Annotated in this window: 22 protein-coding genes and 1 riboswitch; of the genes, 13 read left to right on the top strand and 9 right to left on the bottom strand. The window is 72.5% G+C overall.

Going from position 1 to position 25,495, the window contains the following annotated elements; genetic code table 11:
* Window positions 1–79: 79 nt before the first annotated feature.
* The 5 genes from ABD811_RS09720 to purS all read right to left on the bottom strand — a co-directional run bounded on the left by ABD811_RS09720 (window position 80) and on the right by purS (window position 5,863).
* Window positions 80–331: a hypothetical protein gene (locus ABD811_RS09720; protein ID WP_344944134.1), complete on the bottom strand. Its 252-nt coding sequence runs from the start codon at window positions 329–331 to the stop codon at window positions 80–82.
* Between the two features lie 125 nt (window positions 332–456).
* Complete coding sequence (gene purL, locus ABD811_RS09715) at window positions 457–2,748, bottom strand: phosphoribosylformylglycinamidine synthase subunit PurL (RefSeq protein ID WP_344944214.1); 2,292 nt, start codon at window positions 2,746–2,748, stop codon at window positions 457–459.
* A gap of 1,005 nt (window positions 2,749–3,753) precedes the next feature.
* Window positions 3,754–4,434, bottom strand: a complete 681-nt coding sequence (gene purQ / locus ABD811_RS09710; protein WP_344944132.1) for a phosphoribosylformylglycinamidine synthase subunit PurQ — start codon at window positions 4,432–4,434, stop codon at window positions 3,754–3,756.
* Between the two features lie 295 nt (window positions 4,435–4,729).
* On the bottom strand, window positions 4,730–5,176 hold the full coding sequence (locus tag ABD811_RS09705; RefSeq protein WP_344944130.1) for an ATP-binding protein: 447 nt from the start codon (window positions 5,174–5,176) through the stop codon (window positions 4,730–4,732).
* 435 nt (window positions 5,177–5,611) lie between these two features.
* Entirely contained in the window at window positions 5,612–5,863 is a 252-nt protein-coding gene (gene purS / locus ABD811_RS09700) for a phosphoribosylformylglycinamidine synthase subunit PurS (RefSeq protein WP_344944127.1), read from the bottom strand.
* A 100-nt stretch (window positions 5,864–5,963) separates the two neighbouring features.
* On the opposite strand from purS, the gene ABD811_RS09695 reads away from it, so the two are divergent.
* From ABD811_RS09695 to ABD811_RS09680, 4 genes are all read left to right on the top strand, one after another.
* Complete coding sequence (locus tag ABD811_RS09695; protein WP_344944125.1) at window positions 5,964–7,583, top strand: hypothetical protein; 1,620 nt, start codon at window positions 5,964–5,966, stop codon at window positions 7,581–7,583.
* A 244-nt stretch (window positions 7,584–7,827) separates the two neighbouring features.
* The gene (gene pdhA / locus ABD811_RS09690; RefSeq protein ID WP_344944122.1) at window positions 7,828–8,958 is read left to right on the top strand and encodes a pyruvate dehydrogenase (acetyl-transferring) E1 component subunit alpha; all 1,131 of its coding nucleotides are present in this window, start codon (window positions 7,828–7,830) and stop codon (window positions 8,956–8,958) included.
* Window positions 8,955–9,977: an alpha-ketoacid dehydrogenase subunit beta gene (locus ABD811_RS09685; protein WP_344944121.1), complete on the top strand. Its 1,023-nt coding sequence runs from the start codon at window positions 8,955–8,957 to the stop codon at window positions 9,975–9,977. The genes pdhA and ABD811_RS09685 overlap by 4 nt, the downstream gene beginning before the upstream one ends.
* A gap of 5 nt (window positions 9,978–9,982) precedes the next feature.
* Window positions 9,983–11,389, top strand: coding sequence for a dihydrolipoamide acetyltransferase family protein (locus ABD811_RS09680; protein WP_344944118.1), 1,407 nt, complete (start codon window positions 9,983–9,985; stop codon window positions 11,387–11,389).
* 48 nt (window positions 11,390–11,437) lie between these two features.
* Here ABD811_RS09680 and ABD811_RS09675 read toward each other — a convergent pair whose 3' ends face one another.
* Complete coding sequence (locus tag ABD811_RS09675; RefSeq protein ID WP_344944116.1) at window positions 11,438–13,084, bottom strand: OmpA family protein; 1,647 nt, start codon at window positions 13,082–13,084, stop codon at window positions 11,438–11,440.
* 168 nt (window positions 13,085–13,252) lie between these two features.
* Between ABD811_RS09675 and ABD811_RS09670 the strand changes: the two genes are divergently transcribed.
* The gene (locus ABD811_RS09670; protein WP_344944113.1) at window positions 13,253–13,852 is read left to right on the top strand and encodes an RNA polymerase sigma factor; all 600 of its coding nucleotides are present in this window, start codon (window positions 13,253–13,255) and stop codon (window positions 13,850–13,852) included.
* Complete coding sequence (locus tag ABD811_RS09665; protein ID WP_344944111.1) at window positions 13,845–14,891, top strand: CU044_5270 family protein; 1,047 nt, start codon at window positions 13,845–13,847, stop codon at window positions 14,889–14,891. Before ABD811_RS09670 ends, ABD811_RS09665 begins: the two co-directional genes overlap by 8 nt.
* A gap of 75 nt (window positions 14,892–14,966) precedes the next feature.
* On the opposite strand, the gene ABD811_RS09660 is transcribed toward ABD811_RS09665, so the two are convergent.
* On the bottom strand, window positions 14,967–16,799 hold the full coding sequence (locus ABD811_RS09660) for an acyl-CoA dehydrogenase (protein ID WP_344944108.1): 1,833 nt from the start codon (window positions 16,797–16,799) through the stop codon (window positions 14,967–14,969).
* A gap of 528 nt (window positions 16,800–17,327) precedes the next feature.
* Between ABD811_RS09660 and ABD811_RS09655 the strand changes: the two genes are divergently transcribed.
* The 5 genes from ABD811_RS09655 (at window position 17,328) to ABD811_RS09635 (ending at window position 22,442) form a co-directional block, all read left to right on the top strand.
* Window positions 17,328–18,659 (top strand): UDP-glucose dehydrogenase family protein, encoded by a 1,332-nt coding sequence (locus ABD811_RS09655; RefSeq protein WP_344944106.1) that lies wholly within the window; start codon window positions 17,328–17,330, stop codon window positions 18,657–18,659.
* A 59-nt stretch (window positions 18,660–18,718) separates the two neighbouring features.
* A riboswitch (guanidine-III (ykkC-III) riboswitch) is annotated at window positions 18,719–18,788 on the top strand.
* Window positions 18,789–18,825: 37 nt separating this feature from the next.
* Window positions 18,826–19,152, top strand: coding sequence for a DMT family transporter (locus ABD811_RS09650; RefSeq protein WP_344944103.1), 327 nt, complete (start codon window positions 18,826–18,828; stop codon window positions 19,150–19,152).
* A gap of 148 nt (window positions 19,153–19,300) precedes the next feature.
* Window positions 19,301–20,086: a sporulation protein gene (locus tag ABD811_RS09645; RefSeq protein ID WP_344944101.1), complete on the top strand. Its 786-nt coding sequence runs from the start codon at window positions 19,301–19,303 to the stop codon at window positions 20,084–20,086.
* A 40-nt stretch (window positions 20,087–20,126) separates the two neighbouring features.
* Entirely contained in the window at window positions 20,127–21,587 is a 1,461-nt protein-coding gene (locus ABD811_RS09640) for a hypothetical protein (RefSeq protein WP_344944098.1), read from the top strand.
* An 84-nt stretch (window positions 21,588–21,671) separates the two neighbouring features.
* Entirely contained in the window at window positions 21,672–22,442 is a 771-nt protein-coding gene (locus tag ABD811_RS09635) for an SDR family oxidoreductase (protein WP_344944095.1), read from the top strand.
* A 4-nt stretch (window positions 22,443–22,446) separates the two neighbouring features.
* Here the strand turns inward: ABD811_RS09635 and ABD811_RS09630 are convergent, their stop codons facing one another.
* Complete coding sequence (locus tag ABD811_RS09630) at window positions 22,447–23,073, bottom strand: rhomboid family intramembrane serine protease (protein ID WP_344944092.1); 627 nt, start codon at window positions 23,071–23,073, stop codon at window positions 22,447–22,449.
* Between the two features lie 115 nt (window positions 23,074–23,188).
* On the opposite strand from ABD811_RS09630, the gene ABD811_RS09625 reads away from it, so the two are divergent.
* Window positions 23,189–24,133 carry an NADPH:quinone oxidoreductase family protein gene (locus tag ABD811_RS09625; RefSeq protein WP_344944089.1) on the top strand — a complete coding sequence of 315 codons (945 nt, stop codon included), beginning with the start codon at window positions 23,189–23,191 and terminating at the stop codon, window positions 24,131–24,133.
* Between the two features lie 4 nt (window positions 24,134–24,137).
* Here ABD811_RS09625 and ABD811_RS09620 read toward each other — a convergent pair whose 3' ends face one another.
* The gene (locus ABD811_RS09620; RefSeq protein WP_344944086.1) at window positions 24,138–24,467 is read right to left on the bottom strand and encodes a WhiB family transcriptional regulator; all 330 of its coding nucleotides are present in this window, start codon (window positions 24,465–24,467) and stop codon (window positions 24,138–24,140) included.
* 145 nt (window positions 24,468–24,612) lie between these two features.
* Between ABD811_RS09620 and ABD811_RS09615 the strand changes: the two genes are divergently transcribed.
* Window positions 24,613–25,083 (top strand): GNAT family N-acetyltransferase, encoded by a 471-nt coding sequence (locus tag ABD811_RS09615; RefSeq protein ID WP_344944083.1) that lies wholly within the window; start codon window positions 24,613–24,615, stop codon window positions 25,081–25,083.
* Window positions 25,084–25,495: the final 412 nt, after the last annotated feature.

Below are 25,495 nucleotides of genomic sequence, written 5' to 3'. Positions count from 1 at the left end.
ATCGCGGCCCCCGCGACCGATCACGTCCGGCACGGCATCCGCCCCATAGGAAGCGGCGTTGGAGGCGCGGGCGGTGCCGTCAGTCGTCGTCTTCGTCGAACAGGTCGAGGATGTCCCGGCGGGCCAGGTCGGCTCGGACTATCAGGGCGCCGAGCATCTCCTCGTCGCTGATGCCCTTGGTCCTGCGGAACGCCCAGGACGGCTCTCCGTGCGAGTCGAGGCACTTCACCAGGACGATCGCGTCCAGGGCCGTCCATTTCTCGGGCAGCCCGTGAATCTCCAGGCCCGCCAGAGCCTGCCCGATCGGGATCGGGTCTTCGTCGTCGGCCATACCCGATGGTCTCAGAGCGGGGCAGGGCGGACGTCCCGGGCACAGGCGAATCCGGGACATCCGGAGGGACGGCGAAGGCCGCCGTCCGCTTCGCGGCGGGCCGGCGGCCTTCTCGGGTGGTGCGGTCAGTCGTTGGCGTAGCTGGGGACGATGTGCTCGTGCGTCTCGCGCAGTTCGGCGAGCGGGATGGAGAACAGCTCCTGCGGCTGCCCGTCGGCCCCCCGCGCGGAGATGTGGAGCGAATCGCCGCCCGTGACGCCGAGCTGGGTGACCGGGACCCCGGCGGCCTCGCACAGCGCCGCCAGGCGGCCCTCGGAGCCCGGACGGACGGCCACCACGGCGCGGGCCACCGACTCGCTGAACAGCGACACGAACGGGTCGCCGGGCAGCGTGATCTGGGCGCCCAGGCCGCCGCGCAGGCACGACTCCACCAGGGCCTGCGACAGGCCGCCGTCGGACAGGTCGTGCGCCGCCGACAGCAGGCCCTCGCGGGCCGCCGCGACCAGCACCGAGGCCAGCGCGACCTCGGCGGGCAGGTCGACCTTGGGCGGCAGACCGCCCAGGTGCCCGTAGACGACGTGCGCCCACTCCGAGCCGCCGAACTCCTCGCGGGTCTGGCCCAGCAGCGCCAGCGTGGCGCCCTCGCTGCTGAACGCGATGCCGACGCGGCGCCGCACGTCGTCGTGCACGCCCAGCACGCCCACGACCGGCGTCGGGTTGATCGGCGTGGTGCCGGTCTGGTTGTAGAAGCTGACGTTGCCGCCGGTGACCGGGGTGCCCAGGTAGCGGCAGGCGTCCGCCAGCCCCTCGACGGCGCGGGCGAACTGCCACATCACGCCCGGGTCCTCGGGGGAGCCGAAGTTCAGGCAGTTGGTGACCGCGAGCGGGCGGGCGCCGGTGGCGGCGACGTTGCGGTACGCCTCCGACAGGGCCAGCTGCGCGCCCGAGTACGGGTCGAGGCGGGTGTAGCGGCCGTTGCCGTCCAGCGACAGGGCGATGCCCAGGCCCGACTCGTCGTCCACCCGCAGCACGCCGGCGTCCTCGGGCATGGCCAGGACGGTGTTGCCCAGCACGTACCGGTCGTACTGCGAGGTCACCCACGTCTTGCTCGCCAGGTTCGGCGACCCGGCCAGCCACAGCACGGTGCGGCGCAGCTCGTCGGCGGTGGACGGGCGGGTCAGCCGTCCCGGGGTGTCGGACTGCAGCGCGGCCAGGTCCGCCGGGGGCTCGTACGGCCGCTGGTAGACCGGGCCCTCGTCGGCGGCGGTGCCCGGCGGAATGTCGACGATCTTCTCGCCGCGCCAGGTCATCACCAGCCGGCCGGTGTCGGTGACCGCGCCGATCACGGTGGCGGGGATCTCCCACTTGGCGCAGATCTCCAGGAACCGGTCGACCTTGGCGGGCTCGACCACCGCCATCATGCGCTCCTGCGACTCGCTCATGAGGATCTCCTCAGGGCGCAGGGTCGCGTCGCGCAGTGGGACGGAGTCCAGCTCGACGTGCATGCCGCCGGTGCCCGCGGCCGCCAGCTCGGTGGTGGCGCACGACACCCCGGCCGCGCCGAGGTCCTGGATGCCGACCACCAGGTCCTCGCGGAACAGCTCCTGGCAGCACTCGATCAGCAGCTTCTCCATGAACGGGTCGCCGACCTGCACGCTGGGCCGCTTGGTCTGCGACTCCTCGTCGAAGGTGGCCGAGGCCAGCACCGAGGCGCCGCCGATGCCGTCGGGCCCGGTGCCCGCGCCGAACAGGATCACCCGGTTGCCCGGGCCGGGCGCGACGGCCCGCTTGATGTCCTCGTGCTTCATCACGCCCACGCACAGGGCGTTGACGAGGGGGTTCTGCGCGTAGCAGGGGTCGAAGACGGTCTCGCCGCCGATGTTGGGCAGGCCGAGGGAGTTGCCGTAGCCGCCGATCCCGGCCACCACGCCGGGCAGCACCCGCTGGGTGTCGGGGGCGTCGGCGGGCCCGAACCGCAGCGAGTCCATGACCGCGACCGGCCGGGCGCCCATCGACATGATGTCGCGGACGATGCCGCCGACGCCGGTCGCCGCGCCCTGGTACGGCTCGACGTAGGACGGGTGGTTGTGCGACTCGACCTTGAACGTCACCGCCCAGCCGTGGCCGATGTCGACCACGCCCGCGTTCTCGCCCATGCCGACCAGCAGCGCGTCGCTCTCGGGCGCCTTCTCACCGAACTGGCGCAGGTGCACCTTGGAGCTCTTGTAGGAGCAGTGCTCGCTCCACATCACCGAGTAGATCGCCAGCTCGGCGGAGGTGGGACGGCGGCCGAGGATCTCGCGGACCCGCCGGTACTCCTCCTCCTTCATGCCCAGCTCGGCGAACGGCTGCGGCCGGTCGGGGGTGGCCGCGGCGATCTCGACGGTGTCGGTGACGGGCTCGTCCGGCGGGGTCATCTCGGTGGCCAGCTTGGGCCGCGTCGGGCCGGCGAGGCCGGGCTGCGGGCCGGTCGTCTCGGCGGTCTCGACCGTCGGGACGGCCTCGGCGTACTGGAAGGGCTCGTCCTGCTCGTACGGCCGCTGCTCGCCGGGGACGGCGCGGTCCGGCGCGGTCCGCTCGGGCGACGGCTGCTCGGCGGCCAGCGCCCTGGCGAACGCCGCGGCCGCGTCCTGCGTCACCGCGACCTGCGGCGGCCCGGCCGGCACGGCGGGCTGCGGCCCGGTCGGCACGGTGGGCTGCGGGCCGGTCGGCACGGTGGGCTGCGGGCCGGTCGGGAACTCGCCGCCGACCGCGGGCTGCGGCCCGGTCGAAGGGCCGTCCTGGACGACCGGCTGCGGACCCGTGCCGGGCCCCTCCGGCGCGACGACCGGCTGCGGCCCGCTGTCCACGGCGGGCAGCGGCCCCGTGGGCGGCCCCTGCGGCACCGGCGGCTGCGAGGCAACGCCCGGGCCGGGCTCCGCGCCCACGGCGGGCAGCGGCCCCGTGGGCGGCCCCNNNNCGGCCCCGTGGGCGGCCCCTGCGGCACCGGCGGCTGCGGGGCAACGCCCGGGGTGGGCTCGGCGCCCACGACCGGCTGCGGGCCGGTGGGCGGCCCCTGCGGGGCGACACCCGGGGCGGGCTCGGCGCCCACGGCGGGCAGCGGGCCCGTGCCGGGGCCGGGCTCGGCCGCCTCGTCGCGCGGCGCGTCCTCCTCCACGATCGCCTCGAACGCCGCCGTCACCGAGCCGCTGACGGGCTGCAGCTCGGGGTCGTCGGCGTCGGACTTCAGCCCGGCGAACCACTCGAACGTCGGCTCACCGGTGTCCTGCCGCGGGCCGGGGCCTCCGGCCGCGTCCTCGGGTCCGCCGCCCGGCGCCCGTTCGTCACGCTCGGTCATCCCGCTCCCCTCCGGGGCCCCCTGGTTCTCGTTCGTCCACCGCTCGTCGCTCATGTCCTGCCCCCGCTCGCGCGCGCCGCCGTCGTCACGCGTTGACCAGCCTCTTGACGATCGAGGTGAAGAAGCCGAGCCCGTCGGTGGACGGCCCGGTCAGCGACTCCACGGCGTGCTCGGGGTGCGGCATGAGGCCCACCACGTTGCCCGCCTCGTTGCAGATCCCGGCGATGTCGCCGAGCGAGCCGTTGGGGTTGAGGTCGAGGTAGCGGGCCACGACGCGGCCGGTGTCCTCCAGCTCGGCGAGGGTGCGCTCGTCGGCGGTGTAGCGGCCGTCGCGGTTCTTCACCGGGATGACGATCTCCTGGCCGACCCGGTACTCGGTGGTCCAGGCGGTGTCGGCGTTGTCGACGCGCAGCCGCTGGTCGCGGCACACGAAGTGCAGGCCGGCGTTGGGCAGCAGCGCGCCCGGCAGCAGGTGCGACTCGCACAGCACCTGGAAGCCGTTGCAGATGCCCAGGACCGGCAGCCCGCCCTTGGCGGCGTCGACGATCTCGGACATCAGCGGTGCGAACCGGGCGATGGCGCCCGCGCGCAGGTAGTCGCCGTAGGAGAAGCCACCGGGCAGCACGACCGCGTCCACCCCCCGCAGGTCGTGGTCGGCGTGCCAGAGCGCGACGGGTTCGGCCCCGGCCAGCCGTATGGCGCGTGCCGCGTCACGGTCGTCCAGGGAACCAGGGAAGGTGATGACCCCCACCCGGGCAGCGTCCATCTGTTCGTCTTCCTCCGCAATGAGGGCGGCCAAGGTACTCGGGGACCCGGGCGCCGTCGATGCCGCCCGGCTCGGGGGTCCGGGGGCCGAGGGTCACCCCCCGGGCGAACACCGCGGCGCTGACGAAGCCGTCCGCGGGTGACGAGCGGGTCGCCCGTCTCGGCGGTTCCGCCCCGCCGATCACCCGATGCACGTCGGTTCGGGGGTCGCCCCCCGGGTGGACATGACGGGCCTCCGGCGCAGCCGCCCCGAAGGGCGGCGAGCACGGGGAACCGCCTCGACGCACGCCCCTAATCTACCCGGCACTTCGTGCGAGCTGTCGTTCGAGGCGGCGGACCAGGGCTCCGTCCTGCCAGGTCAGCCGCTTGCGCAGGTGGACGACGGTGCCCCGGTCGGGGCCGGCGTCGATGCTGAGGTCGTCCACCAGCGCGCGCATGATCCTAATGCCGCGCCCCGATTCGGACAAATCACCCAGATCCTCTTGGGGTGCCGGGCGGCGCGGACCGTGTCCCCAGTCCTTGATCCGCAGCACGCAGGTGCCGTCGTCCACCCATCCCGCGACCTCGAACTCGGCCCCCGCGCGGGCGTGCTGGACCACGTTGGTGCACGCCTCGGAGGCGGCCACCAGGACGTCGGCGACACAGTCCTCGGCCACGCCCAGTCCGCGCAGTGCGTCCCCCACCACCCGGCGGATCACCGGGATGCTCAGTGCCTCCCGGGGCATCGCGAGCGAGAGCTTCATGTCCACCCGGTCACCTCGTGTCATCCCCAGGCCCCCCTGGTCGACCCCGGACCCGGACCGCGCTCGACGTACTCAATCGGACCTAAGACTTCCCCGGCGGAAACTTCCGTAATCGTTATACTGGCCGGACTTTTCATGAACTCCACGTGGCCGCGACGACCGATTCGCCCCCGCCGGCGCCGAGACGTCGGCCGAGCGTGGCGGCCCCGCGGGTGCCTCTCGGGCACCTCGGGAGCACCCTTTCCCACGCCACTTCGAATTGGAACGCGCCAGAATGCGGACGCGCCGCGACCGCGTCCCCCGTGGAATTCCCACTCACATTCCCCGCTGACCGAAGGCGGCCATACCGGGCCCCGAGATCCCCGCACAGGGCGCCCCGACCGTCACACAGCGTAACCGCTCGCGGGCGGTCGCGGGTGCCGGTCAGTCGTCCTGTCAGTCGTCCTGGAGGACGCGGACCTCGTAGGTCTCGATGACGGGGTTGGCGAGCAGGGTGTCGGCGATCTGGCGGACGCGCTCCACGGCGGCCTCGTCGGCGGGGCCGTCCAGCTCCACCTCGAAGCGCTTGCCCTGGCGGACGGCGGTCACGCCGTCGAACCCGAGCTGCGGCAGCTTGCGCGCGATCGCCTGGCCCTGGGGATCGAGGATTTCCGGCTTGAGCATGACGTCGACGACGACCCGCGCCACGAGTGCCCCCTCACTGATCTGGGCTTTCACTGTCGCGTTGAAGCGTACGGCACCATTACTCCCGACAGGTCACGCCCCCGAGCCAGCGCGGAGCCGTCCGATGAACGTCGAGGAGCTGTCACCCCCCGAACGCCGTCTGTGGAAGGCGTTCCCCCGCGGGGAGTCGGTCGATCTGTCCAGCGGCGATCCCGGCTACGACGACCCCGGGCAGGCCGAGCGGTGGGGCGGCGACCGGGTGATCCGGGCCGAGGTGCTGGTGGCGCTGCTGGTGGGCGCGGTCGATCCGGAGCCGGGGCAGGTGGCGGCGGTACGGCTGACCGGCGCGCGGATCGTCGGGCCGCTCAACCTGGGGCACGCCGAGGTGACGGTTCCGCTGGCGCTGACCCGCTGCGCGTTCGACGAGGCCCCGCACCTGTACTGGGCGAGCATGAACAGCGTCCACCTGATGGGCTGCCGCCTGCCCGGGCTGGTGGCGTCCGGCACCCGGGTGGACGGGCACCTGTGGCTGGAGGGCAGCCGGATCTCCGGCGGGCTGTGGCTGGACGGGGCGCACATCACCGGCATCCTCAACATGTCGGGCGTGCACCTGGCCAACCCGGGCGGGGACGCGCTGCTGGCCGACCGGCTCACGGTCGACGCCAACGTCTACTGCGACCAGGGGTTCGCCGCCAACGGCGAGGTGCGGCTGCCGGGCGCCCGGGTCGGCGGGCAGCTGATCTTCCGGACGGCGCGGCTGCACAACCCGTCGGGCGCCGCGCTGTACGCCAGCCGCCTGGACGTGGCCGCCAACGTGTTCTGCGACGGCGGGTTCGCCGCGCGCGGCGAGATCCGGCTGCGCGGGGCGCGGGTGGGCGGCTACCTGTCGTTCGTGGGCGCCGAGCTGTCGCATCCCGAGCGGACCGCGCTGAACGCCGACGACCTGCAGGTGGAGACCGACGTCTACTGTTCCGACGGCTTCTCGGCGACGGGCGCGGTGAGCTTCGCGGGGGCGCGGGTGTCGGGCCAGCTCAACCTGCGCGACGCCAGGCTGCGCAACGAGAACGGCACCGCGCTGAACCTGGAGCGCCTGCAGGCCGAGGAGGTGCTGCTGCGTCCGTCCGAGCAGGTCGAGGGCGTGGTGGATCTGGCGTACGCGCGCATCAACCTGCTGCGCGACGACCCGGCGACGTGGCCCGCGCGGCTGCAGCTGGACGGCCTGCAGTACGAGAACCTGGACCCGCCGCTGGACGCCCGGCAGCGCCTGGAGTGGCTGCGCCGCGACACCGACGGCTACCAGCCGCAGCCCTACGAGCGGCTCGCCCAGACCTACCGGGCGCTGGGCCTTGACGCCGACGGGCGCACGGTGCTGCTGGCCAAGGCCCGGGACCGCCGCAGGACCCAGGGCGTCCCCCGCAAGATCATCGGCTGGCTGCAGGACATCCTGGTCGGCTACGGCTACCGTCCGTTCCGGGCGATGAGCTGGCTGGCCGGGCTGCTGGCGTTCGGCACGATCGTGTTCTCGACCAACCATCCGCCGATCCTCAACGAGGACGACCACCCGCACTTCAACGCCTTCCTCTACACCCTGGACCTGCTGCTGCCGGTCGGCGACCTGGGGCAGGAACGGGTGTTCGCGCCCAAGGGCATCTACCAGTGGATCGCCAATCTGCTGGTCGCGGCGGGGTTCGTCCTCGGCCTGACGGTGGCCGCCGGAGCCACCCGCGCCCTGTCCCGCGAGTGAGTCCTTTTCGTTATCTATCGCGTGTTTTGTCACGCTTTGTAGGAGTGATCGTCACGCATAATCGCGACGGAGACGGGGAAGCGGCCGACGGGTAGAAAACAGCCGAACCAGGGCTTGCGCCCCCGGGAGTGATGTCTGCCACGATGGCTTTGCGGCATTCGTCCCTTACCTGGGGCGGCGTGCCACAGACGCCGGCCGGCGTGCGGCGACCCCGCGTTCCGGCCCCGATCGAGGAGTGACATCGATGGCGATCGACTCCGCGCGCGGCGCGCCCGACGTCAACGAGCTCGCCGAACCCGAGCTCATCCAGCTGCTCACCCCCGAGGGAGAGCGCGTCGAGCACCCCGACTACCCCCTGGACCTGACGCCCGAGCAGGTCCGCGGCATGTACCGCGACCTGGTGATCGTCCGGCGGATCGACCTGGAGGCGGTGGCGCTCACCCGCCAGGGCGAGCTGGGCATCTGGGCCTCGCTGCTCGGCCAGGAGGCCGCGCAGATCGGCTCCGGGCGGGCGCTCGGCGAGCACGACATGGTGTTCCCCACCTACCGCGAGCACGGCGTGGCCTGGTGCCGCGACGTCGACCCGCTCAAGCTGCTCGGGCTGTTCCGCGGCGTGAACAACGGCGGCTGGGACCCGGCGGAGCACAACTTCCACCTCTACACGATCGTGATCGGCAGCCAGACGCTGCACGCGACCGGCTACGCCATGGGCGTCCAGCGCGACGGGGTGCTGGGCACGCCCAACGCGGGCGCGACCATCGCCTACTTCGGCGACGGCGCCACCTCGCAGGGGGACGTGAACGAGTCGTTCGTGTTCGCCTCGGTGTTCAACGCGCCCATCGTGTTCTTCTGCCAGAACAACCAGTGGGCCATCTCCGAGCCCCTGGAGAAGCAGTCGCGCATCCCCCTGTTCCGGCGCGCGCAGGGCTACGGCTTCCCCGGCCTGCGGGTGGACGGCAACGACGTGTTCGCCTGCCTGGCCGTGACGCGCAAGGCGCTGGAGGCGGCCCGGACGGGCCAGGGCCCGACGCTGATCGAGGCGTACACCTACCGGATGGGCGCCCACACCACCACCGACGACCCCACGCGCTACCGCCTCAAGGCCGAGGAGGAGGCGTGGAAGCTCAAGGATCCGATCGAGCGGGTCAAGGCGTACCTGGTGCGCGGCGACCTGGCCGACGCCGCCTTCTTCGACGAGATCGACGCCGAGGCCAAGCAGGTCGCGGCGGACCTGCGCAGGGCGTGCCTGGCGCTGCCCGACCCCGGGCCGACGGAAATCTTCGCCAACGTCTACGCCGACACCCACCCGCTGATGACCGAGGAGCAGGAGCAGTTCGCCGCCTACCTGGCGTCCTTCGAGGAGGTGTCGTCGTGACGACCGAGACCGCCCGCACCGCCGCAACGCCGGCCACCGGGACGCTGACGCTGGCCAAGGCGCTGAACGAGGGCCTGCGCAAGGCCATGGAGAACGACCCCAAGGTCCTGGTGATGGGCGAGGACGTCGGCAAGCTCGGCGGCGTCTTCCGGGTCACCGACGGCCTGCAGAAGGACTTCGGCGAGGAGCGGGTGATCGACACGCCGCTGGCCGAGTCGGGCATCGTCGGCACCGCGATCGGGCTGGCGCTGCGCGGCTACCGGCCGGTCGTGGAGATCCAGTTCGACGGGTTCGTGTTCCCCGCCGCCGACCAGATCATCACCCAGCTGGCGAAGATGCGGATGCGGTCGCTGGGCGCGCTGAGCCTGCCGGTGGTCGTGCGGATCCCGTGCGGCGGCGGCATCGGCGCGGTGGAGCACCACAGCGAGTCGCCCGAGGTGTACTTCACGCACACCGCCGGGCTGCGGGTGGTGGCCTGCTCCAACCCGGCCGACGCGTACACGATGATCCAGCAGTCGATCGCCTCCCCCGACCCGGTGATCTTCTTCGAGCCCAAGCGCCGCTACTGGGACAAGGCCCCGGTCGACGTCGCCGCCGCCCCCGAGAGCTGGACGCCGCTGCACCGCGCCCGCGTCGTCCAGCCGGGCGAGGACGTCACGGTGCTGGCGTACGGGCCGATGGTGAAGACCTGCCTGGAGGCCGCGGCGGCGGTCGCCGAGGAGGGCCGGTCGCTGGAGGTCGTCGACCTGCGCTCGCTGAACCCGCTGGACATCGACGTGGTGGTCGCGTCGGTGGAGCGCACCGGCCGGTGCGTGGTGGTGCACGAGGCGCCGGTGTTCTCCGGGTACGGCGCCGAGCTGGCCGCGCGGATCACCGAGCGCTGCTTCTACCGGCTGGAGGCGCCGGTGCTGCGGGTGGGCGGGTTCTCCACCCCGTACCCGCCGTCCCGGCTGGAGGAGCACTACCTGCCCGACCTGGACCGGGTGCTGGACGCGGTCGACCGGACGTTCGCGTGGTAGGGGTCATGAGCAGCGAGGTCAAGCAGTTCAAGCTGCCCGACGTGGGCGAGGGCCTGACCGAGGCCGAGATCGTCAAGTGGCACGTGGCGCCGGGCGACCGGGTCGAGGTCAACCAGACGATCGTGGAGATCGAGACCGCCAAGGCGATCGTGGAGCTGCCCTGCCCGTTCGAGGGCGTGGTGACGGGCCTGCTGGTCACCGAGGGCGAGACGGTGGACGTCGGCACCCCGATCATCTCGGTGGACGTCTCCGGCGGCGACCCCGCGCCCGCCGCCGCGCCCGCCGCCGAGGCCGCTCCCGAGGCGGAGCAGCGTGCCGAGGCGTTGAAGGAAGACCTGGTGCCGACCCCGGACGAGCCGGGCATGGTGCAGCCGGACGAGCCCAAGCGCCAGCCGGTCCTCGTCGGGTACGGGGTGAAGCCGGGGGCGACCAAGCGCCGTCCGCGCAGGCACACCGCGCCTGCGGCGGCACCCCAGGCGCCCCAGGCGCCTCAGCGCAACGGTCGTCCACAGCCTGTGGACAAGCGCGTCCTGGCCAAGCCGCCCGTGCGGAAGATGGCCAAGGACCTGGGCGTGGACCTGGCGGCGGTCACGGGGACGGGCCCGGCCGGGTCGATCACCCGTGACGACGTCCAGGCCGCCGCCGCGTCCGCCGTCCAGCCGCGCGTTCCGGCCGTGCCGCAGGCGCCCGCGCCGGTCCTGCGGGGCGAGGAGGAGCGGATCCCGGTCCGGGGCGTGCGGCGCAGCACGGCGGCGGCGATGGTCGGTTCGGCGTTCACCGCGCCGCACGTCACCGAGTGGCTGCAGGTCGACATGACCGCCACCATGGACGCGGTGCGGCGGCTGCGGGACCTGCCCGAGTTCGCCGGGGTGAAGGTGTCGCCGCTGCTGCTGGTGGCCAAGGCGCTGCTGATCGCCGTCCGGCGGCACCCGATGGCCAACTCCTCCTGGGCCGGCGAGGGCGACACGGCCGAGATCGTCGTCAAGCCGTACGTGAACCTGGGGATCGCCGCGGCCACGCCGCGCGGCCTGCTGGTGCCCAACATCAAGGACGCGCACGCCAAGTCGCTGCCGGAGCTGGCGCGGGCGCTGAACGAGCTGGTCGACACGGCCCGCGCGGGCAAGGCGTCCCCGGCCGACCTGACCGGCGGCACGATCACCATCACCAACGTCGGCGTCTTCGGCGTCGACGCGGGCACCCCGATCCTGACGCCCGGCGAGGCGGCCATCCTCGCCGTCGGCCAGGTGCGGGACATGCCGTGGGTGCACCAGGGTGAGCTGGCGGTCCGCAAGGTCGCCACACTCGCGCTGTCGTTCGACCACCGCATCATCGACGGCGAGCTGGGCTCGAAGGTGCTGCGGGACGTCGGCGACATGCTGGAGGACCCGCTGCACATGCTCGCCTGGTCCTGACGCGTTCAACGGAGGCCGGGGCGTGGTGAACGCCCCGGCCTTCGCGCGTCAGTTCACGGGGACGTTGTCGACCTTGCCGAAGGGGCCCGCGTTGAAGGTGACCGTTCTGACGTTGCCGGGCGGCGCGGGCAGGTAGACGAAGCCGCGCGCCGGCTGCCCGACGCCCGTGCGGAACGTGGCGCGTCCCGGGTCGAGGTAGGAGGCGTAGGCGCCGGGCGCGGCGGCTCCGACGCGTACGGCGCGGTAGACGTCCTTGCCTCCGGGCGCGCTCACGGAGAACGCGGTGTAGGCGCCTCCCGGGTAGTCCTGGTGCGGGTACGAGGCGTCCGGCGGGGTGTTCCCAGGGCCCTCGTTGACGATCTCGAACACGGCCACCAGGTAGGCGCCGTCGCGGTAGAACGGCTTGACGTTCAGCCGCCGTTTGGCCTGCCCGAACTGCCCGGTACGGCTGGCGACGGTGGTTCCGTCCTGTGCCCGGAACGTCCCGGGAGTCGCCGAGGGCGACGGAGACACCGACGCCGACGCGCTGGGCGTCGTGGACGGGGTGGACGTCGTGGTGCCGCTGCCCGGCCCCTGCCGCACCTTGTAGGAGATCTCCACGCGGCGGTTGCGGGCACGGGCGGCGGCGTCGCCGGAGCCGCCCTCCTTGGCGACGGGATCGGCCTTGCCCTTGCCGGTGGCCGTGTACCTGAACGTCTCGCCGAGCCGGTTCTTCAGCTCCTTCTCCACGGCCTGGGCGCGGCGCCGCGACAGGTCGAGATTCTGCGACTCGTTTCCGGCACCGTCGGTGTGGCCGTCGATGGCGATGGCGCGGTCGGTGGCGCTGACGTTCCGCCGGATGTCGGCGGCCGCCTGGTCGAGCACCTGCTTGGCGCGGGCGGACGGCTTGTCGGAGCCGGAGTCGAACAGCACGTCCGCGCGCAGGCTCAGCGTCTCGTCGGCCGGGCCGGAGATCACGTCCCGGACCTCGCCCTCGGTGATGCCGTAGAGGTCGGTGGCGCCGCCGCCCGGCGACGCCGTGGCCGTGGTGGAGGGGGACGCCGTGCCCGTGGCGGACGGGGTCGGGGTCGTCCCGGTCGGAACGGTGCCGACGCCGACGCCGAAGCCCGTCCCGGCGCCGGTCCCGGTCCCGGTTCCTGTGCCGGTGCCGGCGGTGACCGGGACCCCGGCGAACTCCCCGGCCGTCCCGGGCGTGATCACCGTGACGCGCTGGACGTCCTGCGGCAGCGGCGGGTACTCGACGGTCATCTCCTGGGCGGCGCCCACGGCGAGCTGTGACGGCTGCCCGCCCGTCAGCGGCCGGTAGAGCCTGCGGCCCACCGGGTCGAGCAGCGAGACGGCGAACGACATGGTGGTGCCCGCCCCGCCCGGCGGGGACGCCGTACCGCCGGTGGCCCCGGCCGAGGGGGTGGCGGACGCCAGCGGCGTGAGGGTCAGGCGCAGCACCGACCGGGTCGCCTGCCGTTCGACGCCCTTGATCTCGACGCGGGCGTGCAGCCCGTCCGCCCCGCCGAACCAGCCCTCCTTGACCATTCCGCCGCCCGCCGGCGGCGGCGAGGTCGGCGGGCCGCCGCCCGGCGCGCGGGGCGGGTCCACCCTGGCGGCCGCGGGCCCGGAGTCGGAGCAGCCGGCGGTCATGATCAGCACAGCGGTCAACGGGACGGCCGATGAGAGGACGAATCTGCGCACCGTCATGGGGCCTTCCGCTTCCGACAGCGACTCAATCCCGGGACACCCTAGCGACGCCCACCCCCTCGGGCGACACCTCGGCACCGCCGGGTGAGGCCGCGCAGACTGACGGGGAACCGTTCCGGCGCCGCTCGGCAACAAGGGACGTACTGACCGGAAGCCGAGAGGCCCAGAATGAGCGAAAAGAGCCCGCCGGAGGCCGACGACGCCTCCGCGATCGAACGGTCCCGGAGCCATCCGGAGGCGTTCGCTGAGGTGTTCCGCCGCCACGCCCCCGACCTCAAGCGGTACGTCACCCGCAGGCTGGGACGCGACGCCGCCGAGGACGTGGTGGCCGAGACCTTCCTGAACGCGTTCCGGCAGCGCGACCGCTACGACCTGGCGCGGCGCGACGCGCGGCCGTGGCTGTACGGGATCGCCACCAACCTGGTCCGCCGGTACGTCCGCGAGGAGGTGCGCCACCTGCGCGCCGCCGAGCGCACCGGCGCCGACCCCGTCACGGCGCCGTTCACCGAACGCAGCGACGAGCGGGTCAGCGCGCAGGCGCAGGGGCCGCGCCTGGCCGGGGCGCTGGCGTCGCTGCCCAAGGGGCACCGCGACGCGCTGCTGCTGGTGGCCTGGGGCGGCCTGACCTACCCCGAGGCCGCGCAGGCGCTGGGCGTGCGGGTCGGCACGGTGCGCTCGCGCATCAACCGGGCCCGCAAGAGGCTGCGCCGCGAACTCGGCGAGACCAACCCCACGCTGATCGTCAGGGAGGAGAAGGTCCATGGATGAGATGACCGTGCTCGAGCGGTTCCGCTCGGAGGTTCCGCGTCCGGGGACGGACGGCCTGCGCGCCGAGGAGGCGCGGCTGATGGCCGCGATCTCCGGGGCGGAGCCCGCACCCGCCCGCCGCGCCCGTCGGGGCCGCGCCGACGGGCTGGGGCGCAGCCGTGGCCGTCTGGCGATCGGCCTGGCCGGGGGCCTGGCCGCCGCCGCGATCGCCGCCGGGGTCATGGCGGTGCCCGATGACGCCCCGGAGCCGGGCACCATCACGCACGTGATGCCCGTGGCCGCGTCCCAGGTGCTCACCCGGGCCGCCGACAACGCCACCAAGTTCCCCGAACTGCACCCCAGGCCCGGCCAGTACCTGGTGTTCGAGTCCCAGACGATGAATCCCGTCGAGTCGAACTCCGCCAAAGGCCACTCGCGTTACCTGGCCCGCGGCATTCGCAAGGTCTGGATGCCCGTGGAGGGCGACTCGACCCAGGGCGTCATCGAGGGCAGGACGCTGGCGCCCAAGCCCTACCCGGGGTGGCCGATCCCGCCGGAGGCGCACCAGTCCGAGTCGAGCAGCGGCCCGGAAAAGCTCGCGGACTTCGACCACAGGGCCGAGTACCTGCGCAACGACTACGCCTACGTCAGCCGCCTGCCCACCGAGCCGCAGAAGATGTACGAGCACCTCTACACCCGTCTCGGCACGGGCCCGCAGGCCGACACCGAAGCCTGGCAGCGGGTCGGCGGCCTGCTGACGGAGGCGTACATGCCCGCGGCGCAGCGGGCCGCGCTGTTCCGGGCCGCCGCCGCGATCCCCGGCGTCACCACGATCGACGAGGCGGTGGACGCGGCGGGCCGGAAGGGCATCGCCGCCGCCAAGACCATCGGCGGCCGCCGGCACGAGTACATCTTCGACCGGCGCACCTACCGGTACCTGGGCGAACGGGAGGTCGTCACCGACGCTGCCGAGGCCGAGGCTCCGGTCGGGAGTGTCCTGACGTCCACGGCCCAGCTGAGGGTCTCGGTCGCCGACCAGGCGCCCCGAGTGAACCCGTAGCGAACACGGGCGGGCCCCGTCACCGTCGCCGGTGACGGGGCCCGCACCACTCCAGCCGGGAGGCGGAGGCCGGTGTCAGAAGGCGTCCTCGGGGAGGTCCATGACGTCGAGCGTCGTGGCCTCGGCGGCGGCGCGCTCGCCGGCCAGGCGCGGCAGCACGTTGGCGCAGAAGAACTGCGCCGAGGCCACCTTGCCCTGGTAGAACGCCTTGTCGGCGTCGGACAGGTCACCGGCCAGCTTGGCCAGGGCGACCTCGGCCTGGCGGCACAGCAGCCAGGCCACCACCACGTCCCCGGCGGCCAGCAGCAGGCGGGTGGTGTTCAGGCCGACCTTGTACAGCTCGCGCGGGTTCTCCATGGAGGCCATCGCCCAGCCGATCATCGGCTGCAGGATGCCCTGGAAGTCCTCCAGGGCCCGGCCGAGGGCGGCGCGCTCGCTCTTGAGGCGGCCGTTGCCCGCCTCGCTGCCGGCGAACTCGCGGATCTGGTCGGCCAGCACGGTCAGCGCGGCGCCCTGGTCGCGCAGGATCTTGCGGAAGAAGAAGTCCTGGCCCTGGATCGCGGTGGTGCCCTCGTACAGGGTGTCGATCTTGGAGTCGCGGATGTACTGCTCGACCGGGTAGTCCTGCAGGAAGCCCGAGCCGCCGAAGGTCTGCAGCGAGTCCGAGCCGAGCAGCGCGTAGGCGCGCTCGGAGCCGAAGCCCTTGACGATCGGCAGCAGCAGGTCGTTGATCTTCTCGGCCTGCTCGTCCTTGCGGCCCTCGTGCTCGGCGATCTGCACCGCGTCCTGGTAGGTGGCGGTGTAGAGCACCAGCGCCCGCATGCCCTCGGCGTAGGACTTCTGCGTCATCAGGCTGCGCCGCACGTCGGGGTGGTGGGTGATGGTGACGCGCGGGGCGGTCTTGTCGGTCATCTGGGTCATGTCGGCGCCCTGGACGCGCTCCTTGGCGTACTCCAGCGCGTTGAGGTACCCGGTGGACAGGGTGGAGATGGCCTTGGTGCCGACCATCATCCGGGCGTGCTCGATGACCATGAACATCTGCCGGATGCCGTCGTGCACGCCGCCGACCAGGTAGCCGATGGCGGGGTGCTTCTCGCCGAAGGTCAGCTCGCAGGTCGTGGAGACCTTCAGGCCCATCTTCTTCTCGACGTTGGTGACGTACACGCCGTTGCGGTCGCCGAGCTCGCCGGTCTCCACGTCGACCAGGTACTTGGGCACCAGGAACATCGACAGGCCCTTGGTGCCCGGTCCGGCGCCCTCGGGACGGGCCAGGACCAGGTGGAAGATGTTCTCGGCCATGTCGTGCTCGGCCGAGGTGATGAAGCGCTTGACGCCCTCGATGTGCCAGGTGCCGTCGGGCTGCTCGACGGCCTTGGTGCGGCCCGCGCCGACGTCGGAGCCGGCGTCCGGCTCGGTCAGCACCATGGTGGAGCCCCACTGCCGCTCGATGGCCAGCTCGGCGAACCGCTTCTGCTCGGGCGTGCCGATGATGTGCAGCAGCCGGGCGAAGGCGGGGCCGCTGCCGAACATCCAGACGGCGGGGTTGGCGCCGAGCACCATCTCGGCGACCGACCAGATCAGTGAGCGGGGCGCGTTGGTGCCGCCGAGCTCCTCGGGCAGCTCCAGCCGCCACCACTCGGCGTCCATCCACGCCTTGAAGGACTTCTTGAAGCTCTCCGGCATGGTGACCGCGCCGGTGGCCGGGTCGAAGACCGGCGGGTTGCGGTCGGCGTCGGTGAAGGACTCGGCCAGCGGCCCGGAGGCCAGCCGCTCGACCTCTTCGAGGATGCTGCGGGCGGTGTCGGCGTCCACCTCGGCGAAGGGTCCGGTGCCGAGGACCTCGCCGCGTCCGAGGACCTCGAAGAGGTTGAACTCCAGGTCCCGGAGGTTGCTCTTGTAGTGCCCCATCGAAGCTCCTTGCCTTGGCCGGTGGTGGCGGCGGGCAACGACCCCGACCGACCTCCCGGGTGACGGTATGGCGTTCGTAACGTACTGGTCGGTAACACGTCTAATGCTACCCGCTGGTAACCAGTGCCAACCACACATTCCGAATGCGATTCCGGGGCACGGACCACAAGACACCGGGCAAGAACGTCGAAAAGTGATACAAATCACACGACGTGATCCGGTCGTCCGGAGAAGCGCCCATCGCGATCGCAAGGGGACGACCGGCGCCGGGCAAACCCTCCGCAGGCCCGGGGCCTCGCTCGTGGGCAAGCTTCCGACGAGGAGGTTCACGGCACCGCGCCGTCCGCCCGCCCGTTTCCCCGCCGGAGGCGGAACGCGCGGCGGCGCAACCGGTGGCCGGACGCCGAACCGTCCGGGCGGGGGTTCGAACGCCGGGCCGTGCTAAGGCAGGATCGGCTACCCGGCCGTCGTTTCCGTCGGTGACCCGGCGCCCGCAGCCGCACCCCGTACCCGACAAGGAGAACGCCAATGAACCCGACGGAGTCCCCGAGGCTCACCGTCATCGGCACCGGCTACCTCGGCGCCACCCACGCGATCTGCATGGCCGTCCTGGGCTTCGAGGTCCTGGGCATCGACGTGGACGAGCGCAAGATCGCCAAACTGGCCGCCGGCGAGGTGCCGTTCTTCGAACCCGGCCTGCCCGAACTGCTCACCAAGGCGCTGGAGTCGGGCCGGCTGCGCTTCTCCACCTCCTTCGCCGAGGCCGGGGAGTTCGGCGACGTGCACTTCGTGTGCGTGGGCACCCCGCAGCAGCCCGGCTCGGACGCCTGCGACCTGTCGTACGTCAACGCCGCGATCGACTCCCTCGCCCCCCACCTGACCCGCCGGGCCCTGGTCGTGGGCAAGTCGACCGTCCCGGTCGGCACCGCCGCGCAGCTCACCGAGCGGCTGCGGCGGCTGGCGCCCGCGGGCGCGGACGTGGAACTGGCGTGGAACCCCGAGTTCCTGCGCGAGGGCTACGCCGTCGACGACACCATGCACCCCGACCGGCTGGTCTTCGGGGTCGCCTCCGACTGGGCCGACGAGCGGCTGCGGGCGGCGTTCCGGCCCGTCCTGGAGCAGGGCACCCCGGTGATCCGCACCGACCTGGCCACGGCCGAGCTGGTCAAGGTGGCCGCCAACTCCTTCCTGGCCACCAAGATCTCCTACATCAACGCGATGGCCGAGGTGTGCGAGGCGGTCGGCGCCGACGTCAAGGACCTGGCCGACTCCCTGGCCCTGGACGACCGGATCGGCGGCAAGTTCCTCAAGCCCGGCCTCGGCTTCGGCGGCGGCTGCCTGCCCAAGGACATCCGCGCGTTCGCGCACCGCGCCGAGGAGATCGGCGTCGGCCAGGCGGTGTCGTTCCTGCGCGAGGTGGACGCCATCAACCGGCGGCGCCGCGCCCGCACCGTCGACCTGGTGCGCGAGCTGCTCGGCGGGCAGATCTCCGGGCACCGCATCGCCTGCTGGGGCGCGGCGTTCAAGCCCAACTCCGACGACATCCGCGACGCGCCCGCGCTGGACGTGGCGCGCACCATGCACGGCCTGGGCGGGCACGTACGGGTGTACGACCCGGCCGCCCTCGACAACGCCCGCCGCGCCTTCCCCGAGCTGCGCTACGGCGAGAACGCCCTCGACGTGGCCAGGGACGCCGACGTGGTGGTGCTGCTGACCGAGTGGTCGGAGTTCCGGGAGATCGACCCCGACGCGCTGGCCGAGGTCGTCGCGCACCGGCGCATCGTGGACGGACGGCACGCCCTGGACGCGACCCGGTGGCGCGAGGCGGGCTGGGAGTACCGCGCCCTCGGCCGCTCCTGAGCCCCCCAGGAAGCCCCGAGCCCCGGGAAGCCCTGATCTCCTGTTCTGGTTGAATCGAGGAGAGGGCGTGCCCGCATGCCCTTCCGGACGAGGAGCGCGCCGTACCCGGTCAGGACAAGACGACGCGTGGCATCGATCGACTCGTCTCGTCCGGAGGGGTGGAAACATGGCCTGGATCCTCGTCATCGTCGCCGGCCTGTTCGAAGTGGCCATGGCACTGTCGCTGAAGGCCAGCCGCGGCTTCACGCAGGTGCTGCCGTCGGTGGGGTTCGGGGTGTTCGCCGTCATCAGCTTCGGCCTGCTCAGCCTGGCGCTGACCAGGCTGGACGTCGGCACCGCGTACGCGGTGTGGGTGGGCGTCGGCGCCGTCGGCACCGCCGCGCTCGGCATGCTGTTCATGGGCGACCAGGTCTCGGTCGCCAGGATCGTGGCGCTGGCGTTGATCGTCGCCGGGGTCGTCGGGCTCAACCTGGCCGGCGGCGGCGCCCACTGACCGCGTCCCCATAGTCCCCGTCGTTCCCATAGTTCCCGTCGTCCCCGTCGCGGCCGTCCGCGGCCGCGCGGGGAACGCACGCCCCCGTGATCGCGTCTACTTGGCGAGGGCGCCTTCGCGCCCCGTTCCTTCGGGAGGGGAGAACGACGTGGTCTTCAAGAAGCTGATGCAGGCGATGGGGGTCGGCGGCCCGCAGGTCGAGACCGTCCTGCACAACCCGAACACCACGCCCGGCGGGGTGGTGACGGGCGAGGTGACGATCATCGGCGGCCAGCACGACTCCGAGATCAAGGGCGTCAACCTGGCTCTGAAGACCCGCGTCGAGGTCGAGTCCGGCGACAGCGAGTACCACACCGACCTGGAGTACGCCAAGCTGCAGGTCGCGGGGGCGTTCCGGCTGGACGACGGCGCGCGGCACACCATCCCGTTCCAGCTCTCCGTCCCGTGGGAGGCGCCGCTGACGCACTTCTACGGGCAGCCGCTGCGCGGCACCACCGTCGGCGTCGCCACCGAGCTGGAGGTCGCGCGGGCCGTCGACGCCACCGACCTGGACCCGATCGCGGTGCACCCGCTGCCCGCGCAGGAGCGGATCCTCACCGCCTTCGCCAACCTCGGCTTCCAGTTCCGCAACGCCGACTGCGAGAAGGGCCGCATCTGGGGCGTCCACCAGGAGCTGCCGTTCTACCAGGAGATCGAGTACTACCCGCCGGCGCAGTACGCCCGCGGCATCAAGCAGCTCGAAGTGACCTTCGTGTCGTACCCGCAGTCGATGGAGGTCGTCCTGGAGCTGGACAAGCGCGGCGGGGTGTTCACCGAGGGCCACGACGCGTTCGGCCGCTTCACCGTCGACTACGCCACCGTCGGCAACACCAACTGGGAGCAGCAGCTCGACTCCTACCTGCAGCAGGCGGGACGGCGCCGCGGCATCTTCTGATCGTCGGGGGGGTTGGCACCACCAGGAGGAAAGAGGCTTCGTGACAGAACCCCCCGGACTCAGTGAAACCGAACGGCGGCTCTGGACGGCGTTCCCGACGGGCGCCCGCGTGGTCCTCGGGGACGACCGTCCGGCCGGTCCGGAACCCGGGCGCATCGTCCGCGCCGAGGTGATCAGGCAGCTGCTGCTCGGCGGGTGCGAGCCGCGCGAGGGGTTCGTGCCGGCCGTCCGGCTCGTCGGCGCGTACATCATCGGGCGGCTGGACGTGTCGGGCGGCACCGTCGAGCACGAGCTGCGGCTTGAGCACTGCCGGCTGGTCGAGCAGCCCGACTTCTCCAACGCCCGCGCCCGGCAGCTGCGCCTGTCGGACTGCCGGATGCCCGGGTTCGACGGCGGCGGCCTGCAGGCAGACGGCTACCTCAGCCTGTCCCGCTCGGTGATCGACGGGGAGCTGCGCCTGCCGCGCGCGCAGCTGCTGGGCGGGCTGCGGATGAACGGCACCGAGATCACCGTGACCGACCCGGCCAAGTGGGCGGTGTTCAGCGGCGGGCTGGTGGTGGAGGTCGGCACGTTCATCCGGGACGCGCGGATCACCGGCGGGATGCGGCTGGTCGGGGCGCGGATGAACGGCGGGCTGTTCATGGAGGGCACCGCCCTGCGCAACCCCGGCCGGCTCGCCCTCGACGCGCAGAACATGATCGTCGAGGACGCCGCCGAGTTCAGCAGGGGCTTCACCGCGCTCGGCACGGTGCGGCTGCGCAGCGCCCGGATCAACGGCATCCTGTCGTTCTCCCGGGCCGTCCTGGACTCCGGCGACCCGGGACGGATGGCGCTGCACGCCAGCCACATCTACGCCGACGAGCTGATCCTGATGCCCGAACGCAAGATCGAGGGGCGGGTGTCGCTGTCGTACTCCCGGATCAACCTGATCATGGATCTGCCCGCCACCTGGCCGGACGAGCTGTACCTGAACGGGCTGTCCTACGAGATCCTGCGCGGCGGCACGTTCCGGGACCGGCTGAACTGGGTGAGCCGCGACAAGATGTTCCACCTGCAGCCGTACGAGCAGCTCGCCGCCTGGTACCACGGCATGGGCCACGACGACCTGGCGCGCAAGGTGCAGCTGGCCAAGCTGCGCACCCGCCGCCGCCATCTCGCCAACCCGATCGGCAAGGCGTGGGGGCACCTGCTGGACTGGACGGTCGGGTACGGGTACCGGCCGTGGCTGGCGTTCGGGTGGTTCGCCGTCCTGGTGTCCGTCGGGACGGCCGTGTTCTCGGCGAACAGGCCGCAGCCCCTCAAGCCGCCGGACGAACGGCCCGACTACCACGCCCTCGTCTACACCCTGGACCTGCTGATCCCGATCGACACGTTCGGGCAGCAGCAGGCGTTCGACCCGTCCGGCTGGTCCCGCTGGGTCGCGTACGCGCTGGTCGCCACGGGGTGGATCCTGGCCACCGCGCTGATCGCCGGGGTGACCCGCGTGCTGCGTCCCAACTAGACCGGCCGATCCCCGCGCGGCGGGGCATATCGACCACGACGGCGGGGGCGTCTCCGCCGCGAGCATCTTCCAGAATGGGACGTCATGGGGACATATCTGATCACGGGGGCGACCGGGGGCATCGGCACCGCGGTCGCCGAGCTGCTGCGCGACCGCGGGCACGACCTGATCCTGACCGGCCGGTCGGCGGACCGGCTGGACGCGCTGGCCGCGTCGCTGCGCGGCGGGGCGCACGCGCAGACGCAGATCATCGTCCGCGACCGCAACGGGGAGCCGGGGGCCGCCGCGCGCGCCGCCACCGCCACGGGCGCGGAGATCCGCACGCTCCCGCTCGACCTGGCCGAGCCGCGCCGGCTGGAGGCGGCGCTGGCCGAGACGGGGCTGCCCGAGCGGCTGGACGGCCTGGTGCACTGCGCGGGCGTCGTCCACCTGGGCCCGGTGGCCGAGCTGGACGCCGACGAGTGGCTGGAGCACCTGAACGTCAACCTGGTGTCGGCGGCGGAGCTGACGCGGCTGCTGCTGCCCGCGCTGCGCGCCGCGCAGGGGCAGGTGGTGTTCGTCAATTCCACGTCCGGGCTGCGGGCCAACCCGAACTGGTCGGCCTACGCGGCGAGCAAGTGGGGGATGCGGGCGCTGGCGGACTCGCTGCGCGCCGAGGAGCCGGAGCTGCGGGTGACGACGGTCTTCCCCGGCCGCACCTCGACCGAGATGCAGCGGCGCGTCCGCGCGCAGGAGGGACGCGCGTACGACGCCGACGACTTCGCCGCGCCGGCCACGGTGGCGCGTGTGCTGGTGTCCGCGCTGGAGACGCCGCGCGACGCGGTCGTCGCCGAGGTGACGGTGCGTCCCCGCTGAGGGCTCAGTAGCCCTCGGCGGCGGGCTCGGGCTGACGGCGGCGGCGCAGCAGCCAGGAGGCGAGCACGCCGCCGATCATCCCGAACAGGTGGCCCTGCCAGGAGATCCCCGGGTCGCTGGGCAGCACCCCGAAGATCAGCCCGCCGTACAGCAGCACCACCGCGGCGGCGATCGCCAGGTCCAGCAGGTGCCGTTCGAACAGGCCGCGGCCGAGCAGGTAGCCGAAGAAACCGAAGATCAGGATGCTGGAGCCCAGGGTGTTGGCCGAGCTGGTGAACCACACCCCGAGGCCGCCCACCACGATGATCACCAGGCTGGCGGCCAGGAACTTGGCGATCCCGCGCGCCGCCGCCAGGAAGCCCAGGATCACGAACGGCACGGTGTTGCCGATCAGGTGGCCGAAGCCGCCGTGCATGAACGGCGCGGTGAAGATGTCCGGCAGGTCGTTGACGTCGTGCGGTTGGATGCCGAACGCGTCCAGCCGCCCGCCGACGACATAGTCGGCGATCTCCAGCACCCACATGACGGCGGTGACCACGCCGATCAGTGCGACCGCGCCGAGGGCCCGCGCGCCGTGCGTCGCGAGCCCTTCGGAACGGTGCCGTTCCTGCGGCTGGGGGGAATAGCTCATGTGCGCCACCGTAGGTGTGAAAAACGCTCCCGTCACGAAGCCCAACGAACCAGAGGTTCCCGGTGTGCCATCCCCGCTATGGCGAACGTCATTCGGTTTCCGTCATAGTTGGCGCATGCGCGCGGTGGTGTGTGAGGCGTTCGGGTCGGTCGTCGTACGCGAGCAGGCCCCGCCCGAGCCCGGTCCCGGCCAGGTGCTCGTGGACGTGGCGGCGGCCGGGGTCAACTACGTGGACGCGCTGCTCGTCCACGGCCGCTACCAGATCAAGCCGCCGCTGCCCTACGTCCCCGGCACCGAGGTCGCCGGAACGGTCGCGGCGCTCGGCCCGGATGCCGACGGCCCTCCCGTGGGCACGCGCGTGCTCGTCAACTGCTTCGGAGGCGGCTTCGCCTCCCAGGTGGCCGTCCCCGCGGCCACGCTGGTGCCGATCCCCGACCATCTGGACGCCCCGCGCGCGGCGACGTTCACCCAGAGCCACTGCACGGCCTTGTTCGCGCTGCGCGACCGGGGCGGCCTGGCGCCCGGCGAGACGGTGATGGTGCTGGGCGCGGGCGGCGGCGTCGGCCTCGCCACGATCAAGGTGGCGACGTCGCTGGGCGCCCGCGTCCTGGCCGTCGCGTCGACCCCCGCCAAAAGGGAGCTGGCGCTGGCCGCCGGGGCCGAGACGGCGGTCGGCCCCGCAGACGTCAAGACGTCCGCGCGGGAATGGTCGCGGGGCGGCGTCGACCTGGTGGTCGACCCGGTCGGCGGGGCCCTGGCCGACCCGTCCCTGCGCGCCCTGCGGGAGGGCGGCCGCTACCTGGTGATCGGATTCGCCTCCGGCGAGATCCCGTCACTCCGCCTCAACCAGGTGCTGCTGCGCAACCGCACGGTCGTCGGCGTCGACTGGGGCGCGTGGTCGCTGACGCATCAGGCCGAGCAGCGCGCCCTGCTGGACGAGCTGCTCGGTATGGTCACCGACCCGGTGGCGCCGCGGACGCACCCGCTGGACGCGGCTCCCGCCGTCCTGGACGACCTCCTCCATCGCCGGACCACCGGCAAGATCGCCCTGATTCCCTAGCCGGTCAGGCGGCCTGGTCGGCGCGGTGCTCCTCGACGTCGCCGCGTACGGAGATCACCGGCAGCCGGCGCCGGGCCGGGGCGTTCGCCTCGCGGCGCAGGTAGCGGCGCTCGTCCGGGGTCGTGCCGCCCCAGATCCCGTCGGGCTCGCCCACGCGCAGCGCCCAGGACAGGCAGTCGGCGGTGACCGGACAGTTGCCACAGATCGCCTTGGCCGCCGCGATCTGTTCCTGGAGAACGGGCGCACCGTAGCCGACCGGGAAGAACAGGTCGGGGTCGGCGCCGCGGCAGATGGCGTGGTCGGTCCAGTGCTCGTCGTTGTCGCTGTTGAACATGGTCTCTCCCGCCGGTGTCCGGAGGACCGGCACCGGAGGCTCTGGGGTGGGGAAAGTTTGTCGAACCCAACGTAGTACTACAAGCCGTAGTACTACAAGTCATGGTGACCGATCGGCCGGATGGACCCGCCGCTAGCCTGGGACGGTGCACCCGACCCCGACCTTCCGCGAGGCCACCCGCGACGACCTGCCGCAGATCGTCGGCCTGCTGGCCGACGACGCCCTCGGCGCCGCCCGCGAGTCTCCCGGCGAGGTGCTCCCCGAGTACTACCTGCGCGCCTTCGAGGCCATCGCCGACGACCCCCGCAACACCGTCATCGTCGCCGAACTCGACGGCGTCGTCGTCGGCACACTGCAACTCACCTACATCCCGAGCCTCACCCACCGCGGTGGCGAACGCGCCCAGATCGAGGGCGTCCGCGTCGCCGCCGACCAGCGCGGCCACGGCATCGGCCAGGCCATGATCACCTGGGCCGTCGAGCAGGCCCGTGTTCGCGGCTGCCGAATGATCCAGCTCACCACGGACCGCCGCCGTCCCGAGGCGATCCGTTTCTACCAGAAACTCGGCTTCCGCCCGTCCCATACGGGCATGAAGTACCACCTGAACGAGCCCTAAACGCCGCCACAGCCCCTTTTTGACCAACGATCTACCGCAACCCCACCCCAGCCGCCCGCGAAACCAGCCGGACGCTCCCCCAGCCGCCCCCTCAGTCCTGGGAGAACGGACCTTCCTGTTCGAGGGTTCACCGACTCGCTCGACGCGCCCGCCCTCGAATCCTTTCGGGCAGACGGCTGGATCAACCCGTGTAGCGGCGGCTCGTAGGTGATGCGGCCGGACAGCGCTGGCCGGATCGCCACCACGACATGACCCGGCCCGCACTCGCACAACGGACGCGTCGGACACGTGATCGGCCTAGGGCCTGTTCTTAGTTCAGATCATGGGAGGGCTGGCAGGCTGCGGAGCCAGATGATGCATCCGCGCAGATGGAGTCCGGCCAGGTAGCTGTCGGGTGTCTTGTCGTAGCGGG

It is taken from the genome of Actinomadura miaoliensis, assembly GCF_039536785.1.
GTDB classification, from domain to species: Bacteria; Actinomycetota; Actinomycetes; order Streptosporangiales; family Streptosporangiaceae; genus Spirillospora; species Spirillospora miaoliensis.
Note: the sequence above shows the minus strand (reverse complement) of the source record. Positions and strands in the feature narration are given on the sequence as shown.

What these genes read in the sequence shown, in the direction of transcription:
- ABD811_RS09720 (WP_344944134.1), bottom strand. Translation starts at nt 331, where the DNA reads ATGGCCGACGACGAAGACCCGATCCCGATCGGGCAGGCTCTGGCGGGC.
- purL (WP_344944214.1), bottom strand. Translation starts at nt 2,748, where the DNA reads ATGACCCCGCCGGACGAGCCCGTCACCGACACCGTCGAGATCGCCGCG.
- purQ (WP_344944132.1), bottom strand. Translation starts at nt 4,434, where the DNA reads ATGGACGCTGCCCGGGTGGGGGTCATCACCTTCCCTGGTTCCCTGGAC.
- ABD811_RS09705 (WP_344944130.1), bottom strand. Translation starts at nt 5,176, where the DNA reads ATGAAGCTCTCGCTCGCGATGCCCCGGGAGGCACTGAGCATCCCGGTG.
- ABD811_RS09695 (WP_344944125.1), top strand. Translation starts at nt 5,964, where the DNA reads ATGAACGTCGAGGAGCTGTCACCCCCCGAACGCCGTCTGTGGAAGGCG.
- pdhA (WP_344944122.1), top strand. Translation starts at nt 7,828, where the DNA reads ATGGCGATCGACTCCGCGCGCGGCGCGCCCGACGTCAACGAGCTCGCC.
- ABD811_RS09680 (WP_344944118.1), top strand. Translation starts at nt 9,983, where the DNA reads ATGAGCAGCGAGGTCAAGCAGTTCAAGCTGCCCGACGTGGGCGAGGGC.
- ABD811_RS09675 (WP_344944116.1), bottom strand. Translation starts at nt 13,084, where the DNA reads ATGACGGTGCGCAGATTCGTCCTCTCATCGGCCGTCCCGTTGACCGCT.
- ABD811_RS09670 (WP_344944113.1), top strand. Translation starts at nt 13,253, where the DNA reads ATGAGCGAAAAGAGCCCGCCGGAGGCCGACGACGCCTCCGCGATCGAA.
- ABD811_RS09665 (WP_344944111.1), top strand. Translation starts at nt 13,845, where the DNA reads ATGGATGAGATGACCGTGCTCGAGCGGTTCCGCTCGGAGGTTCCGCGT.
- ABD811_RS09660 (WP_344944108.1), bottom strand. Translation starts at nt 16,799, where the DNA reads ATGGGGCACTACAAGAGCAACCTCCGGGACCTGGAGTTCAACCTCTTC.
- ABD811_RS09655 (WP_344944106.1), top strand. Translation starts at nt 17,328, where the DNA reads ATGAACCCGACGGAGTCCCCGAGGCTCACCGTCATCGGCACCGGCTAC.
- ABD811_RS09650 (WP_344944103.1), top strand. Translation starts at nt 18,826, where the DNA reads ATGGCCTGGATCCTCGTCATCGTCGCCGGCCTGTTCGAAGTGGCCATG.
- ABD811_RS09635 (WP_344944095.1), top strand. Translation starts at nt 21,672, where the DNA reads ATGGGGACATATCTGATCACGGGGGCGACCGGGGGCATCGGCACCGCG.
- ABD811_RS09630 (WP_344944092.1), bottom strand. Translation starts at nt 23,073, where the DNA reads ATGAGCTATTCCCCCCAGCCGCAGGAACGGCACCGTTCCGAAGGGCTC.
- ABD811_RS09625 (WP_344944089.1), top strand. Translation starts at nt 23,189, where the DNA reads ATGCGCGCGGTGGTGTGTGAGGCGTTCGGGTCGGTCGTCGTACGCGAG.
- ABD811_RS09620 (WP_344944086.1), bottom strand. Translation starts at nt 24,467, where the DNA reads ATGTTCAACAGCGACAACGACGAGCACTGGACCGACCACGCCATCTGC.